General features: G+C 36.7%; 16 protein-coding genes. 12 read left to right on the top strand and 4 right to left on the bottom strand.

All coding sequences use genetic code 11. The features are described from left to right. Positions 1–98 precede the first annotated feature (98 nt). From JKP34_RS06295 to JKP34_RS06260, 8 genes are all read left to right on the top strand, one after another. The gene (locus JKP34_RS06295; protein WP_201918820.1) at positions 99–623 is read left to right on the top strand and encodes an acyl-CoA thioesterase; all 525 of its coding nucleotides are present in this window, start codon (positions 99–101) and stop codon (positions 621–623) included. Continuing rightward, a complete protein-coding gene (locus tag JKP34_RS06290; protein ID WP_201918818.1) occupies positions 623–1,111 on the top strand; it encodes a DNA polymerase III subunit psi in 489 nt (162 codons plus the stop codon). The genes JKP34_RS06295 and JKP34_RS06290 overlap by 1 nt, the downstream gene beginning before the upstream one ends. A gap of 50 nt (positions 1,112–1,161) precedes the next feature. Beyond that, the gene (locus JKP34_RS06285) at positions 1,162–1,764 is read left to right on the top strand and encodes a hypothetical protein (RefSeq protein WP_201918816.1); all 603 of its coding nucleotides are present in this window, start codon (positions 1,162–1,164) and stop codon (positions 1,762–1,764) included. Between the two features lie 3 nt (positions 1,765–1,767). Next, positions 1,768–2,055 carry a winged helix-turn-helix domain-containing protein gene (locus JKP34_RS06280; protein WP_201918814.1) on the top strand — a complete coding sequence of 96 codons (288 nt, stop codon included), beginning with the start codon at positions 1,768–1,770 and terminating at the stop codon, positions 2,053–2,055. A gap of 11 nt (positions 2,056–2,066) precedes the next feature. Then, positions 2,067–2,573 carry a hypothetical protein gene (locus JKP34_RS06275; RefSeq protein ID WP_201918812.1) on the top strand — a complete coding sequence of 169 codons (507 nt, stop codon included), beginning with the start codon at positions 2,067–2,069 and terminating at the stop codon, positions 2,571–2,573. Positions 2,574–2,649: 76 nt separating this feature from the next. Then, positions 2,650–3,357, top strand: a complete 708-nt coding sequence (locus JKP34_RS06270; RefSeq protein ID WP_201918810.1) for a tetratricopeptide repeat protein — start codon at positions 2,650–2,652, stop codon at positions 3,355–3,357. A 10-nt stretch (positions 3,358–3,367) separates the two neighbouring features. Beyond that, positions 3,368–5,434 carry a Plug domain-containing protein gene (locus tag JKP34_RS06265; protein ID WP_201918808.1) on the top strand — a complete coding sequence of 689 codons (2,067 nt, stop codon included), beginning with the start codon at positions 3,368–3,370 and terminating at the stop codon, positions 5,432–5,434. Positions 5,435–5,441: 7 nt separating this feature from the next. Beyond that, the gene (locus JKP34_RS06260; protein ID WP_201918806.1) at positions 5,442–5,717 is read left to right on the top strand and encodes a 2TM domain-containing protein; all 276 of its coding nucleotides are present in this window, start codon (positions 5,442–5,444) and stop codon (positions 5,715–5,717) included. A 55-nt stretch (positions 5,718–5,772) separates the two neighbouring features. Here the strand turns inward: JKP34_RS06260 and JKP34_RS06255 are convergent, their stop codons facing one another. From JKP34_RS06255 to alaS, 3 genes are read right to left on the bottom strand one after another with little or no spacing between them, the layout of a single operon-like run. Then, a complete protein-coding gene (locus JKP34_RS06255; RefSeq protein ID WP_201918804.1) occupies positions 5,773–6,882 on the bottom strand; it encodes a peroxiredoxin family protein in 1,110 nt (369 codons plus the stop codon). A gap of 12 nt (positions 6,883–6,894) precedes the next feature. Continuing rightward, complete coding sequence (gatB, locus tag JKP34_RS06250) at positions 6,895–8,355, bottom strand: Asp-tRNA(Asn)/Glu-tRNA(Gln) amidotransferase subunit GatB (RefSeq protein ID WP_201918802.1); 1,461 nt, start codon at positions 8,353–8,355, stop codon at positions 6,895–6,897. A 5-nt stretch (positions 8,356–8,360) separates the two neighbouring features. After that, positions 8,361–10,994 (bottom strand): alanine--tRNA ligase, encoded by a 2,634-nt coding sequence (alaS, locus tag JKP34_RS06245; protein ID WP_201918800.1) that lies wholly within the window; start codon positions 10,992–10,994, stop codon positions 8,361–8,363. 168 nt (positions 10,995–11,162) lie between these two features. On the opposite strand from alaS, the gene JKP34_RS06240 reads away from it, so the two are divergent. Genes JKP34_RS06240 through dprA form a run of 4 tightly spaced genes read left to right on the top strand, consistent with a single transcriptional unit; the run spans position 11,163 to position 14,841 of the window. Then, positions 11,163–12,140, top strand: coding sequence for a M23 family metallopeptidase (locus JKP34_RS06240; RefSeq protein ID WP_201918798.1), 978 nt, complete (start codon positions 11,163–11,165; stop codon positions 12,138–12,140). 58 nt (positions 12,141–12,198) lie between these two features. Next, the gene (locus tag JKP34_RS06235) at positions 12,199–13,389 is read left to right on the top strand and encodes a CapA family protein (RefSeq protein ID WP_201918796.1); all 1,191 of its coding nucleotides are present in this window, start codon (positions 12,199–12,201) and stop codon (positions 13,387–13,389) included. A gap of 6 nt (positions 13,390–13,395) precedes the next feature. Beyond that, positions 13,396–13,731 carry a MerR family transcriptional regulator gene (locus tag JKP34_RS06230; protein WP_201918794.1) on the top strand — a complete coding sequence of 112 codons (336 nt, stop codon included), beginning with the start codon at positions 13,396–13,398 and terminating at the stop codon, positions 13,729–13,731. Between the two features lie 3 nt (positions 13,732–13,734). Next, positions 13,735–14,841: a DNA-processing protein DprA gene (dprA, locus tag JKP34_RS06225; protein ID WP_201918792.1), complete on the top strand. Its 1,107-nt coding sequence runs from the start codon at positions 13,735–13,737 to the stop codon at positions 14,839–14,841. A gap of 51 nt (positions 14,842–14,892) precedes the next feature. Here the strand turns inward: dprA and JKP34_RS06220 are convergent, their stop codons facing one another. Further along, complete coding sequence (locus tag JKP34_RS06220) at positions 14,893–16,440, bottom strand: PorP/SprF family type IX secretion system membrane protein (protein ID WP_201918790.1); 1,548 nt, start codon at positions 16,438–16,440, stop codon at positions 14,893–14,895. Positions 16,441–16,447 lie beyond the last annotated feature (7 nt).

Below are 16,447 nucleotides of genomic sequence, written 5' to 3'. Positions count from 1 at the left end.
GTTTTTACCAGAAATGTTTAGGTATAGTGCATTTAAAAAATGAATTGTGATTATGTAGAAAAAAGGATGCGGTGTATCTTTGCACAAAAGAATTTCACATGGCAAGACAAGCAAAAAATCCCAAAGACACTTATACCATCATGACAGAGCTGGTGCTACCCAACGACACCAATCCTTTGAATAACCTTATGGGAGGAAGACTTATGCATTGGATGGATATTGTTTCTGCCATTAGTGCGCAAAAGCATAGCAACAGAATAGTGGTTACTGCTTCGGTGGATAATATTTCTTTTCAAAATCCAATTGCTTTAGGCGATGTAGTAACGCTTGAAGCCAAAGTAACTCGTGCCTTTAGTTCTTCCATTGAGGTGCATATCATGGTTATGGGTGAGAATATTCCTTCCGGAAAGAAATATCATTCTAACTCGGCTTTCTTCACCTTTGTAGCTGTAGATCAAAGTGGTAAACCGATTGATGTGCCAGAGTTAATTCCTGAAACGGAGGAAGAAACAGAATTATTTGAAGGAGCCTTAAGAAGAAGACAACTTAGGCTGGTACTGGCAAAACGTATGAAGCCTGAAGAAGCAACAGAACTAAAATCTATTTTTAAACTCGATCAGTAATGCACATAGAAGATGAATACTTGCACCTGATATTTGGAGATGATGTAGTCTATTTGTCTTCTGATGCGCAAAGTACTAATGCCGATAAATCAGTGGTGGCTGAAGAAGCTGTTAAAGTAGAAACTGAGGAATCTCCAGTGGCTGAGGTAAAAGAGGAAGCAGCTGCCTATGAAAAGCCACCCAGAGCCATTGTTCTTATTCATGAAATACTGAAGGTTGAGCACAAAACACTTTTAGAGAAAATTCTTGGCGCCATCAATATTTCAATGGATGATGTTCAGCTGATTCAATCACATCCGGAAAAATTCACCAGCTTAAGTGGTACACAATTATTTCTTTCTTTCCACCCGAACTATGCCCCTAAAGGTGAATATGAAATTAATATCATCAATAACATAAAGGTAATTTATGCACACGCTTTAGCTGAGCTCGATCAAAACATAACCTACAAGAAACAATTGTGGGGAAATTTAAAAAAGTTGGCTTAGATGCAACTTTTTTTATGATTACTTGGTTTACTTTATAAACTACTTTATTTTTGAGTATAATTTATAACAGAGGAACCATGAATCAACAAGAATTATCAAATCAGGACAGCATTAAGATCATCATGGAGATGGTGCAAAGTACTAAGTACAATATAGCCAGAGATAAAGTCATCTATTTGATGTGGGGCTATTTGGTTGCCATTTCTTCACTTGCTCATTATGTATTAAAATTTCAGTTTGAAATAAGTCAAGCATATTATGTATGGCTGAGCATGCCAGTGGCCGGAATTATTACTGGTATCTATTATGGAAGAAAAAAGAAGCATAGCACGGCAAAAACATTTACAGATAGAGCAATGAGTTCAATTTGGATCGCTTTTATTGTTGCCCTGATTATTTTCCTTCTTGCCTCTCCTCAAATTGGTTGGAGTGCTGTATATCCTATCTTCATGGTACTTTATGGAATAGGAACTGCCACTTCAGGTGGGATTATGAAATTCAAACCTTTAGTGATTGGCGGTTATTTAAGCATGGGTGTTGGCTTGCTTGCTTTTTATCAACCTTTCGACATCCAGTTATTCTTATTAGCCCTAGCAGTAATAGTAAGTTATGTAATTCCAGGGCATTTATTACCAAAAGCTCAAAACGATTAAGTCATGTTTGAGCCTCTAGACCCTATATTACATTCGCAGCTCAGGCTAGCCGTTGTCAGCCTACTTATGAGTGTGGAAGAAGCCGAGTTCACTTACATTAAAGAAAAAACTAAGGCAACTGCTGGTAACTTAAGTGTACAGGTGAATAAACTAAAAGATGCAGGTTATATAACGGTTGAAAAATCTTTTAAAGACAATTACCCGCTTACAACCTGTAAAATTACCCAGGCAGGCGTTGAAGCATTTGAAAAGTATCTCAATGCCTTAAGATCGTATATTAAACCAGAATAAATAATAGAAAAATGAAAAAGCTATCAATCTTAATTTTAAGCCTATTTGTATTTAGTTATCTAAATGCGCAACCGGCACAAACAGATCAAATTGCAAAAAATGAAGTATCCAAACTTACATTTATGGAAGGTTATTGGGAAGGTACTGGTTGGCGTTATAGTGCCGATGGACAGAAGCATTCTTTTGAGCAGACAGAAAAAGTACAATTTAAATTAGATGGTACGGCCATACTTGTTGAAGGTCATGGAACCTCAAACGGCAAGACTGTTCATGATGCTATGGCAGTAATTACTTATGATAAAGAAAAGCAGAATTTCCGTTTTTCATCAAATTTATCAGACGGTAAAGGTGGTGTTTTCACAGGAGAAATAATTGATGGAAAATTCTATTGGTATCCGAATGACTTCATCCGTTACATTATTACAGTTAATAACAATGGCCAATGGCATGAAATTGGAGAAATGAATAGAAATGGCAATTGGTTTCAGTTTTTTGAAATGACATTGAATAAACAATAAGAGCATTAACACTACAAGAGGCTACACATAGCCTTATTATTTTATTATTTTAGTTTACATTATAAACTTATTTACAATGAAGAATTTAACAACAATGATCATAACAATAATTGTTATGATGTACTCATCAAAATCAGTTGGTCAAAATGTAGATCAGCTAATGAAGAAAGCTTATGTAACAAACAGCAAGACTCTTTGGAAACAGGCCGTAACAAAGTCTGAAGGAAATTTATGGACAAGTGCATTAGCTCACTATGGCTTATTAATTGGTACCATGTCTGATCAGGACGAAGCATTATTTGACGAATACATTGATCGAACTTTAGACCTATTAAGAAAGCTGGAAGAAGAACCAGCCTATACTGCTGAAGCCTTGGCTATTCGTTCTGGAGTTTATGGGCTTATTATGGCGTATTCTCCCTGGAAAGGAATGGTATATGGTTATAAAAGTTCCTCTTGTCTTGAAAAAGCTTATGAGCTAGCACCTAAAAGCCCTATTGTTTTATCACTTCAGGCAAATTCACTTTACTATACACCTACAGCCTTTGGTGGAGACAAGGTTGAAGCCAGTAAGAAATTCGAGCAAAGTGTAGCTTTATTTGAAGAACGAGAAGCTGTCAATGACAACTGGATGTATTTATACACATTGGCGAACCTTGGTCAGGCCTATCATGCCATTGATAAGGATGAGCAAGCACTGGCTATTTATAATCAAGCCTTAGAGTTAGCTCCTGATTTCTATTATGTATCAAAGGTTTTGAGACCTCAAGTTCAAAAGAAGTAATTCTTTAGCTATGAGAAAGCTCATATTCTTAACCGGTTTCATTTTTTGTGCAATGGTAGCAGTTGCACAAGAATCTGTTACAGGCCTAGTGACTAATAGTGAAAATGAACCACTTATTGGTGCTCATATCATCAACCTCAATAATATTGATCATAGTGCTGTAACAGATGAAACCGGTAAATTCATACTAATTAAATTTCAAGAAACCGATACGCTCCTGATTAAATACATAGGGTATCAGGAAAGGCTTTATATACCAAAAGAAATGGATGCATTAAATATTCAGTTGACAAGAGAACAGCGCGTACTTAGGGAAGTATCAGTTAAGGCTGTACCTATGGGTGCGGAAGTTTTCGCCATGGAGAAATTAAAGCCTCTTGATATTTATCTGAATCCTGCATCAAAGGCTGATCCACTAGTGGCAGTCAATACCACGGCTTCTTCCACCACAAAAGATGAGAATGCTGCTGTTTCATTTAGAGGAGCTACTGCCAATCAAACGGCATATTTTATAAATGGAGTGCCCTTAAAAAATCCTGTGAAATATACTCAACTTAATAATACAGGGACTTTGAGTATTTTCAATACTGATTTTTTACGAGATGTAACCATCTTCCCGGGTAATCCTCCTTTAGAATATGGTCAATCTACCTCAGGTGCTATTATTCTGGAAATGGCTGATCGGTTTCCCAAGTATCAACAACATAGCTTGAGCTTATCTTTGGCCAATCTTGGTTACTCTTTTAGAAACCAACTTAATAATGATTCTCATGTAGGCGTATTTACCAACTTTCAGTTCAATGAACTGCTACAGTTTACCAACCCAAGAGGTTTAGAGGACATCAATAGTTTCAGATCAAATGATTTGGGCGTACTGCTGGTGAAGCATAGTGCCTTTGGCTCTTTCAAATTCTTTCAGTATGGCTTGATGGATAGTTACAATTTTGCCTTTAATCATCCGAGTTACAAAGGAGAGTTCGTACAGTCTTCAGTAAGAAGTATTAGTACTTTGAAATGGGTCTATGATTTAAGTGATTTCACCTTTTCACTAATAGCTGGAAACAGCTATAACCAAAATAATTTTGAGTTTGGTAACCTGGATTATGATGATGAAAACTTATCTCCTTACCTAGCTGGTCATGTAATACAAGAAGGAACATCTCATATCTCAAAAATTGGCTACTCCTATTGGGGAAGAGAGAACCACTTTGATGGGCAGTACCCACTGTATGACTTTGCTTTAAGCCCTGAAAACCCTAGTGATGAATTAAGCTATACTGCTTCAAGTAATATTCATGAAGTGTATGGCTACCATAGACATAGTTTCGGTAATACTGCTTTAGGCGGTGGTGTAAGGGTTGGCATGCTTAAAAATGCTCAAAATGAGATTTCCTATCAATTGCAGTTTTCGCAGCAGCTCAACAAAAAACTTAAGTTAAAGCTAGCAGCTGGTAAATATTATCAGAATAGAATAGCCGAAGAAACTGAAGCTGATGAATTTATAACTTCATTTCAGCAATCAATCGATATTGAATATGATGCACGCAAGTTAGCCTTTACCCAAAGCTTTTACAGAAATGCCTTTGATCATAAAAACGTAATAGGCTCTGAAACGAGTGTTAATTTTAGATTCAGTAGAAAACTGCAAGTCAACCAGAACCTCAGTTTGTTAGATAATGATAACAGTTTTGACTGGTTTTCACGAAGTACAATTGATTGGAAGTTTCTACCTAGTTGGTCATTCAGTGCGATCCTTCAATTCTTTAAAGGCCAGCGATATCAGATGATTACATCCTCAACTTACAGTGAGCAATTAGATGTTTACAGCCCAATTTATGAAAATGGTAGTAGTCATTTCAGACCATACAGAAACATCTCCGTTTCAATTTCTAAATTAATGCAATTAGGAGACAGATTAAGCAGCGTATGGTTTTTCAGTCTGAATAATGCACTTGACTTTAAAAATACCCGAGATTTAGAATACAATTTTAACTATAATTACTACAGTAAAAACTATCTATCAAGAAGAGGAATTTACTTTGGTGTAGTACTTAATCAAATCTTCGAACCTAAATAACTGAACTATGGAAAATGAAAAAGATGATAAATTATGGAAAAAAGCTGAAGCAAGAGTCGGCTTTAAAAAGCATCTGACAACCTATATTCTTGTTAACATATTCATTTGGCTTGTCTGGTATTTTACAACTGCACCTTATTATGATGGTTTTCCCTGGGCAGCCTTTGTTACGCTAGGTTGGGGCATTGGCATTGTAACAAATTACATTCAGGTTTATGTAAATGACGGTGTGGATGTAACTGAAAAAGAATATGAGAAATTGAAGAATAGAGAAAGACGCTAAACAAAAAAAGGCTGGTTTACACCAGCCTTTATTAATATGATAAACTCTAAAATGATTAAGAGCCAGAGTAAATCTCCTCTAATTTTTGATGAAGTTCATCCCCTCTTAAATTCTTAGCTACAATTTTACCTTCCGGACCTATTAATAGTGAAAAAGGAATGCCTGAAATTTTGTATTCCTGAACAACAGGGGTTTGCCAATATTTAAGGTCTGACACTTGAGTCCATTCAAGTCCATCCTGTTCAATAGCTTTTAACCAATCTTCTCTTTTCTTATCCAGTGAAACGCCTAAAATTTCAAATCCCTGATCTTTATATTTATTGTATGCTGCTACAACATTTGGGTTTTCTGCTCTACAAGGCTTACACCAAGCTGCCCAGAAATCAACCAAAACATAGCCTCCTCTGTAGTCAGAAAGACTAACGGTATCTCCTTCTGGAGTTGGCATAGAAAAGTCAGGTGCTACCACACCTATTGATACTTTTGACAGATCGTCAATCTGCTTGGCATAAAACTGTACGATACTCGAGTTAGGATGTGCCTCTTCAAGACTTGCACTTACCTTTTGCATGAACTCAAAATCTTCATTAGGATTGAAGAAATTCATGGCCTGAATAACAGCAATAGAAGGCAACATTTCCTCAACTTTAGCCTTAATATTTTCTTTACGCTTCTCCTGAATGATCATGAAATCATCCTGAATATTCTTCATCTTTTCCTGATCATCAGCTTTTCTTGCCGCAAGAAATTGAGCATTAATTTCTCTAACTTCCTCATTCTGTTCTTCAGTCATATTGCGAATAGCTTCTAGATGCTTGATATCTTCGGAACCCGTAATTTCTAGTTTACCATTTCTTTCAGATCCATCTGCAATTACCTCTACATCCTCTTCACTAAGAATTAAAGTAGCCCTTTGAGTATTGAACATATTTAAGATGTAGAACTCTGGCGCTCCTGCCGGCATGGTGTATTCAAACGTATTATCCTCATTTAGTACAATGGTATCTTTTAAGGATAACTTGCCTTGCTCTAAAAGGGAAATCGTCATCATTCCTTCTTCTGGCGGGTTCTCTATTGTACCACTTACGGTTACCTGGTTTCCATCTTTGCTTTCACAAGCCGCGAAAAATATTACAGCAATTAAGCCTAAAGCTATTTTCTTCATTTTATGTTGATTTTAATCTAATACTTCTTTTAATAATTTTTGAGCCACTTGAGGGTCAGCCTTACCCTTACTCCTTTTCATAACCTCTCCCATAAACAGCCCAATCAGTCCTTTTTTACCTGATTTATAAGCTTTTACCTTGTCCGACATATCATTTAAGACCTCTTCAACAATTGGCTGAATGCTATCAGACGAGCTATCTTGTATAAGGTTTTGCTCTTCGGCTATACTTAAAGCTCCTTTATTTGGCTCTTTCAGCATAATTGGGAAAATCTTTTGTGCAGCAGCTGAGTTACTTACCTTATTTTGTTCTACTAAATTTATGAGCTCTGCTAGCCTTTGAGGTGAAATAGAAAACGCTTCTATCGTAATTCCTACATCATTCAAATAAGACTTTACAGTACCCATCAGCCAATTGGAAGCAACTTTACAATTACTTACACCTTTGCAAAGCGCTTCAAAATAAAAGGCAGTTTCTTTATTATCAGTCAATATCTGAGCATCATACTCCGGTAGCTCATATTGCTCCATAAATTTCTGCTTAAGCTCTCTAGGCAAAGCAGGCATAAGTTCCTTAATTTCAGAAATCCATGCATCGTCTACAATAATGGGTGAAAGATCCGGTTCAGGGAAATATCTGTAATCGTTTAAATCTTCTTTAGTCCTCAAACTAGAAGTAGTGCCACTATCAGCATCAAAATCTCTAGTTTCAGATATTATGGTACTACCTTTCTCAAGTTCTTCAATCTGTCTTTCTATTTCATGATCAACGGCTCTCTTCACATTTCTAATGGAGTTCATGTTCTTAACCTCCACCTTATTGCCAAGCTTTTCTGCTCCATTTAGCATGACTGAAATATTAGCATCGCATCTTAATGAGCCTTCTTCCATATTGCCATCGCATATGTTAAGATAACGCACCAACTTCCTAATTTCGGTAAGAAATGCTGCCGCTTCCGCTGAAGACTTCAGCACAGGTTCGGTAACAATCTCAATTAGAGGAACCCCTGCCCTATTGTAATCAACAAGCGTTTCTGTTTCACCTGCCAAATGCATAGATTTACCAGCATCCTCTTCTAAATGAATGCGGTTTAGCTGAACAGTATGCTCTTTTTCTGCACCTTCAGGTTTCACCCATACTTTACCTCCTACGCAAATAGGTGCCTTGTCTTGTGTTACCTGATAACCCTTTGGTAAATCTGGATAAAAGTAATTTTTGCGTGCAAAGATGTTTTCTTTGGTTATTTCACATTCACATGCTAAGCCCATCATGATAGCATAATCAAATGCTTTCTTGTTGGCTTTTGGTAGTACACCAGGATGTCCCAGAGAGATTGTGCTGATATTAGTATTAGGCTCAGCTCCAAACTTATTAGAATCAGCACAGAACATCTTGCTCTCAGTCATTAACTGAGCATGCACTTCCAGACCTATTATGGCTGTATATTTATCTCGTACCGACTGTTCTAACATGCTTATTATAATTTAGTGCTGGCTAATTCCTTCGCACTTTCAACAACTTGCGGAAGTCCTTCCACATTTTTACCTCCAGCTGTCGCAAAGAAAGGCTGTCCGCCACCGCCACCTTGAATATGTTTGGCAAGGTCACGAATAATCTGACCAGCATTTAACCCTTTACTTTCAACAATAGACTCTGAAATTACAACAGAAATCTGAGGTTTGCCTTCAATATTGCATGCCAATACAGCAAAAAGTGCCTCTAACTCATTTTTTAGTTCAAAAGAAAGCTTTTTAAGCGAATCAGCATTTGGCAGCTCTATTTGATCTATGATCACAGAAACTCCATTTTGTTCTGTAGCTTTTTTAATCAGCTCTTCCTTAAGTGCACCAGATTTTTTCTGATGTTCTTTATCTAATGCCTTTTGTAGCTCAGCTTTTTCATTGATTAATTGAGAAACAGCCTGTTTAACGTCCTTCGGATTTTTCAGTAAATCAGCAATCTGCTTCACTAAATCCTCCTGGCTATTTAAATAGGCTTCAGCAGTATCTCCAGTAATAGCTTCTATTCTTCTTATACCAGCGGCAACTGAAGTTTCTGTGGTAATTTTAAACTGCCCAATATTACCTGTAGCAGGAACATGTACACCACCACAAAGCTCAACTGAGAACTTAGGATCAAAAGTGATCACCCTTACTGAATCACCATATTTCTCCCCAAATAGTGCCATAGCACCTTTAGCTTTTGCTTCTTCAATCGGAATATTTCTCTCCTCTCCTTTCTGGATGTTTTCTCTAATCTTTTGATTAACAATCTGCTCTACTTTCTGTAGCTCTTCATCAGTCATTTTTGAGAAATGAGAGAAATCAAAGCGAAGCAACTTATCCGACACCAGTGATCCTTTCTGCTGAACGTGGTCACCAAGCACTTGCCTTAAGGCAGCATGTAAAAGGTGTGTAGCAGAATGGTTATATATTATTTTTCTTCTTCTTTCGGCATCTACCTCAGCAGTAACCTTTACCTCTTTATGCTCAGGTAATTTATTAACAAAGTGAACGATGAGGTCATTTTCCTTTTTGGTATCGAGCACATTAATTTTTTCACCCTCGAAATCTAATGTACCAGTATCTCCTATCTGTCCTCCACTTTCAGCATAAAAGGGTGTTTTGTTTAATACAATTTGATACTGCTCTTTATTCTTGTTTTTTACAATTCTGTATCTTAATAATTGAGCTTCAGCACTTAATTTGTCATAGCCGACAAACTCAACATCCTGACTCTCCTTTACTACATGCCAATCACCAGCCTCAAGCTTTCCAGCAGATTTAGACCTGTTTTTCTGTTCAGCCATAGCTTCTTCAAAGCCTTTTTCATCTAGCTCCAAACCATTTTCTTTGGCAATCAACATGGTTAAATCAACCGGGAAGCCATAGGTGTCGAACAACTCAAAAGCTACTTCACCAGGAATTTGATTCTTATTCTCCTCGGCTAAATCAGCTTTGATCACTTCAATACGCTTCAAGCCTTTATCTAAAGTTCTCAAGAAAGTTTGCTCTTCCTCACTAATCACTTTTTCAACTAGTGCCTGCTGAGCTTTAAGCTCTGGGAATACATTCTCGAACTGATTCGCCAATGTCTCAACCAACTTATGAAGGAAAGGCTCCTTTAAATCGAGGAAAGTATATCCATATCTGATGGCTCTTCTTAAAATCCTTCTTATTACGTAACCAGCTTTGTTGTTAGAAGGCAGTTGTCCGTCACTAATGGCTAAAGCAATTGCTCGAATATGGTCAACAATAACTCTGAAAGCTATATCTTCCTTAGTAGTTGTTCCATATTTCTTTCCAGAAATTTCTGCTACTTTAGCTAATAAAGGAGTGAAAACATCAGTATCATAGTTTGAGGTTTTACCCTGAATGGCCATACATAGTCGCTCAAAACCCATGCCTGTATCAACATGCTGAGCAGGAAGACTAACAAGTTTGCCGTCAGCCATCCTGTTAAACTGCATGAAAACAAGGTTCCAAATTTCAATAACCAAAGGATGATCCTGATTCACTAAATCTGCTCCTGGTACTTTTGCAATTTCATCCTCACTTCTTAAATCGATATGAATTTCGGAACACGGGCCACAAGGACCTGTCTCCCCCATCTCCCAAAAATTATCTTTTTTATCTCCGTTAAGAATTTTACTTTCATCTACATGAGCTTTCCATAAGTCAAAAGCTTCCTGATCAAAAGGAAGGTTATCACCCTTATCGCCTTCAAAAACTGTTACATACAAACGATCTTCTGGTAACTTATAAACCTCTGTTAATAGCTCCCACGACCATTCAATGGCTTCCTTTTTGAAATAATCGCCAAACGACCAGTTCCCGAGCATTTCAAACATAGTATGGTGATAGGTATCATGCCCTACCTCTTCCAAATCATTATGCTTTCCAGAAACACGCAAACATTTCTGTGTATCCGTTACTCTTGAACTTGCAGCTTCCTGATTACCTAAAAAGTAGTCTTTGAACTGATTCATTCCTGCATTGGTAAACATCAAAGTAGGATCGTTCTTCAAAACCATAGGAGCAGAAGGAACAATTTTATGATTTTTATTTTCAAAAAATTCTAGGAACTTTTTACGTATCTCGCTGGCAGTCATGTAGTAAAGTATTTCTATTTAATGTTTTACTTTAAAAATATTTCTTTATATTTGTGGATATCAGTTGGGTTCTAATAAAAAATTTGATTTTAACTGAACCTTTATGCAATTTTGTGCCTTTGAATATCCGGTTACAAAATTAGAAAGTTTTAACGAGTCTAAAACAGGATGGCGAGAATTAAATATTACTATGATACCGAAACTTGTAGGTATGAACGAGTAAAAGTATCAAAATGGGATATCCTTTTGAATTTACTAGGTTTCCTATCAGTTTCTTTAATACTAGCAGTTGGTATAATTATTACCTACAACGCATATTTTGACTCTCCAAAAGAAGCACGTCTTAAAAAGGAAAATAAAGAGTTACAGTTTTATTACAATATGATGGAGAAAGAGGTTCAAAACATGCAGAGTGTTTTGGGTGCCCTTCAGGAAAGAGACGATGAAGTATATCGTAACATCATGGGTACTGAGCCTATTCCTTCAAGCATAAGACAAGCAGGAGTTGGTGGTGCTGAAAGATATAAGAACATCATTGAAAGTGAGCTTGAAAGGGAAAAGCTTATTATGGATATGATGACAGATATAGATAAGGTTAAGAAGCAAATGTATATTCAGACCAAATCTTATGATGAGATCTTGGAAATGGCAAGAGACAAAGAAAAAATGCTTGCTGCCATGCCAGCTATTCAGCCTATTCCTAATAAAGAGTTGAAAAGACTAGCTTCTGGTTATGGTATGCGTATGCATCCTATCCTAAAAGTTGTCAGAATGCATGAAGGTTGTGATTTCTCTGCTCCAAGAGGAACTCCAATATATGCAACTGGTGATGGGGAAGTAGTTAGAATTTCAAATACTTACGGTGGCTTTGGTAAGCTTGTAGTAATAGACCATGGCTATGGTTTTGTTACTAAGTATGCTCATATGTCTTCGTTTAATGTCAAGAAAGGAGATAAAGTAAAAAGAGGTGATTGTATAGGCTTTGTTGGTAATACAGGTTCATCCACTGCTCCTCACTTGCATTATGAAATTCACCATAAAGGAAAACCTATCAATCCTATTCACTATTTCTATCAGGATGTTACTGATGGAGAATATGAAAAACTATTAGAGTTATCTGAAATCAAGAATCAGTCATTAGGATAATAGTAAAAGACTTTTGATAAAAAAGCAGTCTTGCAGGCTGCTTTTTTTATGATTATTTATGAAGAAACTACTTTTATACACTTCCTTATTTGCAATAGTTTTTCAGTCCTGTAAAACTGTTCAGCCATCATCTAGCAAAAAAGATGACAAGTCTGAGTTGAGCCAAGTTGATAGTGCCTTAGTTTCAAAAGATACAATTAAGTTAGTGGAAGTTGCTGAACCAAAAGCTCAAGACAGCATTGTGCTCACTGTTTCTCCCTTAAAAGACACTATTACACTTATTGGTGTGGGAGATATCATGATAGGAACAAATTTCCCTAATGAAGGCTACCTCCCACCTGATTCTGGTAAGTATATGCTTGCTGAAGTCGCTGCCACTTTACGTGATGCCGACTTAACATTCGGAAATCAGGAAGGAGTAATTCTAAATGAAGGAGGAAAGCAAAAATACTGTTCAAATCCTGATGTGTGTTATATTTTCCGAAGCCCTGAGTATTTGGCACAACATTACGTTGAAGCTGGAATAGATTTCATGAGTCTGGCAAATAACCACGCTGGTGACTTTGGAGATGAAGGAAGAAAAAACACTATGAGAACGCTGGATAGTTTAGGCATTCACCATGCAGGCCAATTAGCACAACCTTTTACCATTTTTGAAAAGGATAGAGTTACTTACGGCTTTGCTGCTTTCTCACCCAACACTGGCACACAAAGCATTAACGACCTAGAAGCAGCAGTAGATATCGTAAAACATTTGGACAGTTTATCGGATATTATAATTATTTCGTTTCATGGTGGTGCTGAAGGTAGTAAATACGAACACCTGACCAGAGAAAGAGAGTTTTTCTACGGAGAAAACAGAGGAAACGTATATGAGTTTTCACATGCTTTAATAGATGCAGGAGCGGATGTAATTTTCGGGCATGGACCTCATGTGGCAAGAGCGGTAGAAGTTTATAAAAACAGATTTATAGCCTATAGCTTAGGCAATTTTGCAACTTACGGTCGTTTTAATTTAAGAGGGGTAAAAGGTTTAGCGCCTATAGCGAAAATTAATATTGACAATAAGGGAAAATTCATTTCGGGTAAAATTATTTCTGCCAAACAAAAGGGCGCAGGCATCCCCGTGATCGATGGTTCACATGCAGCAGCCCTTAGAATTAAGGAATTAACAGAATCGGACTTTCCCGAATCGAATATTTCTATTGACCTAGAAGGTAATATTCGTTATCTTCACAACCATAATTAGGAAAAAGTGCCTTACAAAGAAAAAACCATAGAGAAAAAATACTACACCATTGGTGAAGTAGCCGATCAATTTGATGTAGCTACCTCTTTAATCAGGTTTTGGGAGGGTGAATTTGATATTATCAAACCTAAAAAAAATCGTAAAGGCAACAGGCAATTCACAAAAGAGGATATTGAAAACGTAAAGCTGATTTACCACCTGGTAAAAGAAAAAGGTTTTACACTTCAAGGAGCTAAGGACATGCTCAAGAATGACTCTCATGCGGTTAAAGATAAAATGGACATGCTTGATTCATTAAAAAATATCCGCACCTTTTTAACTGAAATCAAAGAACAACTATAAGCGTTGAATGCTGAAAAGAAGGCGTTACTTTCTTTGATGTCTGTTTCTGGCATTGGTAGCAGACTGATAAAGAACTTAATAAGTTATGCCGGCTCAGCTGAGAATGTTCTAGCATTACATACAAATAAACTTTTAAAAATACCCGGAATTGGCCCTAAAGCTGCTTCCAAATTAAGAAGTAATGAACTTAAGGAGGAAACAGATAAAGTAATTGATACTGCCAGAGCTACGGACACATTTATCACCTCCTATTTAGATAAAAGTTACCCATACAGACTCAAGCAAATACCTGATGCTCCTCCCATCATTTTCTCAAAAGGGATTTGGCCTGTAAACGATAAGCGGCCTACACTTGCTATTATTGGCACACGAAACGCCACAGATAATGGTAAAAAACTAACCGAAGAAATAATTGAAAACCTCGCTCCTCTCAACCCAATCATATTGAGTGGCCTAGCTTACGGAATAGACATAACTGCTCATAAAGCTGCCTTAAAGAATAATTTAAGCACATATGCCGTACTCGGCTCGGGCATAGATGTGATCTATCCAGCCGCTCATAAAAACACAGCTATTGAAATGCTTAATAAGGGTGGGATTATAACTGAACAACTTTTTGGTGCTAAACCAGATGCTTTTAACTTTCCTGCCAGAAATAGAATTATTGCTGGCATGGCTGATTTAGTAGTGGTTGTTGAAGCAGCAAAAAAAGGTGGAGCACTTATCACAGCAGAGCTCGCTAATTCTTATGACAGAGAGGTAGCTGCTTTTCCTGGCAGAATTCACGATACCTATTCTGAAGGCTGTAATAAGCTTATTAAATATAATAAGGCACATCTCATAGAATCAGCTGATGATATACTCAGGCTGATGAATTGGGAAATGGATAATCAGCAAAACATAAAAAAGAAGGTGTTGAATCTTTCTGAATTAGATGAGAAAGAACGGGAAGTTGTACATACTCTACTGCAGCATGATAAGGAGTTAAGTATTGACCTGCTCAGTATAAAATGCCAAATAAACCTTAACCAGCTAGCTAGTACACTTTTGAATCTTGAATTTAAAGGAATTATCAAATCACTCCCTGGGAAGAGGTATAAGGTGGTATAAAAAAGACTTTGAAAATGTATTTCAAAGTCTTTTCTTATTACAAAATTGATCTTAGAAGGAGACCTCAAACTCTACTCTTCTATTTTTCTCTCTACCCATCTTGTTTTCATTTGTTGCAATAGGATCTGTTTCACCTTTAGAATTGGTACTTATTCTAGCTTCATTTATACCATTAGCTACCATATAATCCCTTACGATCTGTGCCCTATCCATACCTAATTCACCATTAAATGAGCTTTCACCTAAATTACAAGTATGACCAATTAAAGTAATACTATAGTTTTCTTTCTTAGAGAGAATATCAATTACTTCGTCTATAAAAGCCTTTGAATCCTCGTTTAAATCATCTGAATTTAATTTGAATCGAACCGTCTTGGCTAGCGTTTCCTTTTCTTTTTCAGTAAGTGGCTGAAAAATGACTTCAGTTACTTCCTCTTCAACTTTTGGTTCTTCCTTAACTGGTTCCTCCATTACTATTTTTTCCTTAACCGGCTCTTCTTTTTGAGGTTCTTCAGCTTCTTCTATTTCGTCAACCTTCTTCTTTTGTGGTTGTTCTATTTCATTTTCAGCTTCTTCTTTTTGAACCTCTGATTCTTCTTGTAGTATTACGCCTGGCGTTTCTTCTGCTTGTTTCTTATTCTTTAATTTATACGAAATAGCAAATTCAAAAATACCATTCTGTGCTAGGTTAAATCCTGTTCCAACTGGGATGTCATAGCTAACACCAACGGCAATTCTTTTTTGTTCATAGGCAAGACTCATCACGCCAATTGAATTTGAATTATACCATAGACTTAAAATTAACTTTTTGAAATCTTCTGCATCTCCAGATAGTCTGTAGCCGACATCAGTACCCAAATCAAATGCATTATTTTGAGCTTGGCTGATCCACCTCACTGTAGGGGATACTGACAGCGTAGTATTATCATATACCTTATAACCTGCTATTGTCTTTATACTCATAGGAAGTTTATATGTATCTCCATTTTCAACAAAAGAAATATTAGGCTCTGTCATATTGAATAAAGAAACACCTACAAATGCCTTATCATGGTAATTAGCATCTTTTAGTCTATAGTAAAGGCCACTACTAATGGTAGGATAAGCATGTTGCTGGTTTAACAGCGGATCAATCTGACCTGCTCCAGGATTTATAACGCCACCTTCTATTTGTCCATCAGTAATAAAATCACCACCGATCTTATTTTGAAACAAACCACCTTGCACTCCCAAACTTAACTCAGACCTGTCATTTAAAGGAACTGTGTATGAAAAAGCCAGCATGCCACCATTAGAATTTAACAAGCCAGCAGATTGTTCCGTACTCACATTTGCACCTACCACTAATTTATGCTGGTTAGAAAAATGAATAGGCATATATCCCGAAATAACAGTAGTTGTTAAATTCTCTCCAGTATTTAGTGGTTGAATCCTACTATTTAACATGAAGTTTAAATGGTGCGTAGTCGATATTTGTCCTGGGTTTGTGTAAAAAGGAGTATACCTGTACATGGAAAAATTACCTTCCTGAGCCACTGAAACACTACTTAAACAAGCTGTTAAAGCTACTATTGCTATATATTGAATATTTTTTTTCATCGGTTTT

The sequence above is a fragment of the Marivirga atlantica genome (assembly GCF_016734805.1).
Lineage (GTDB): Bacteria > Bacteroidota > Bacteroidia > Cytophagales > Cyclobacteriaceae > Marivirga > Marivirga atlantica.
This window is presented reverse-complemented; position numbering and strand designations above follow the sequence as displayed.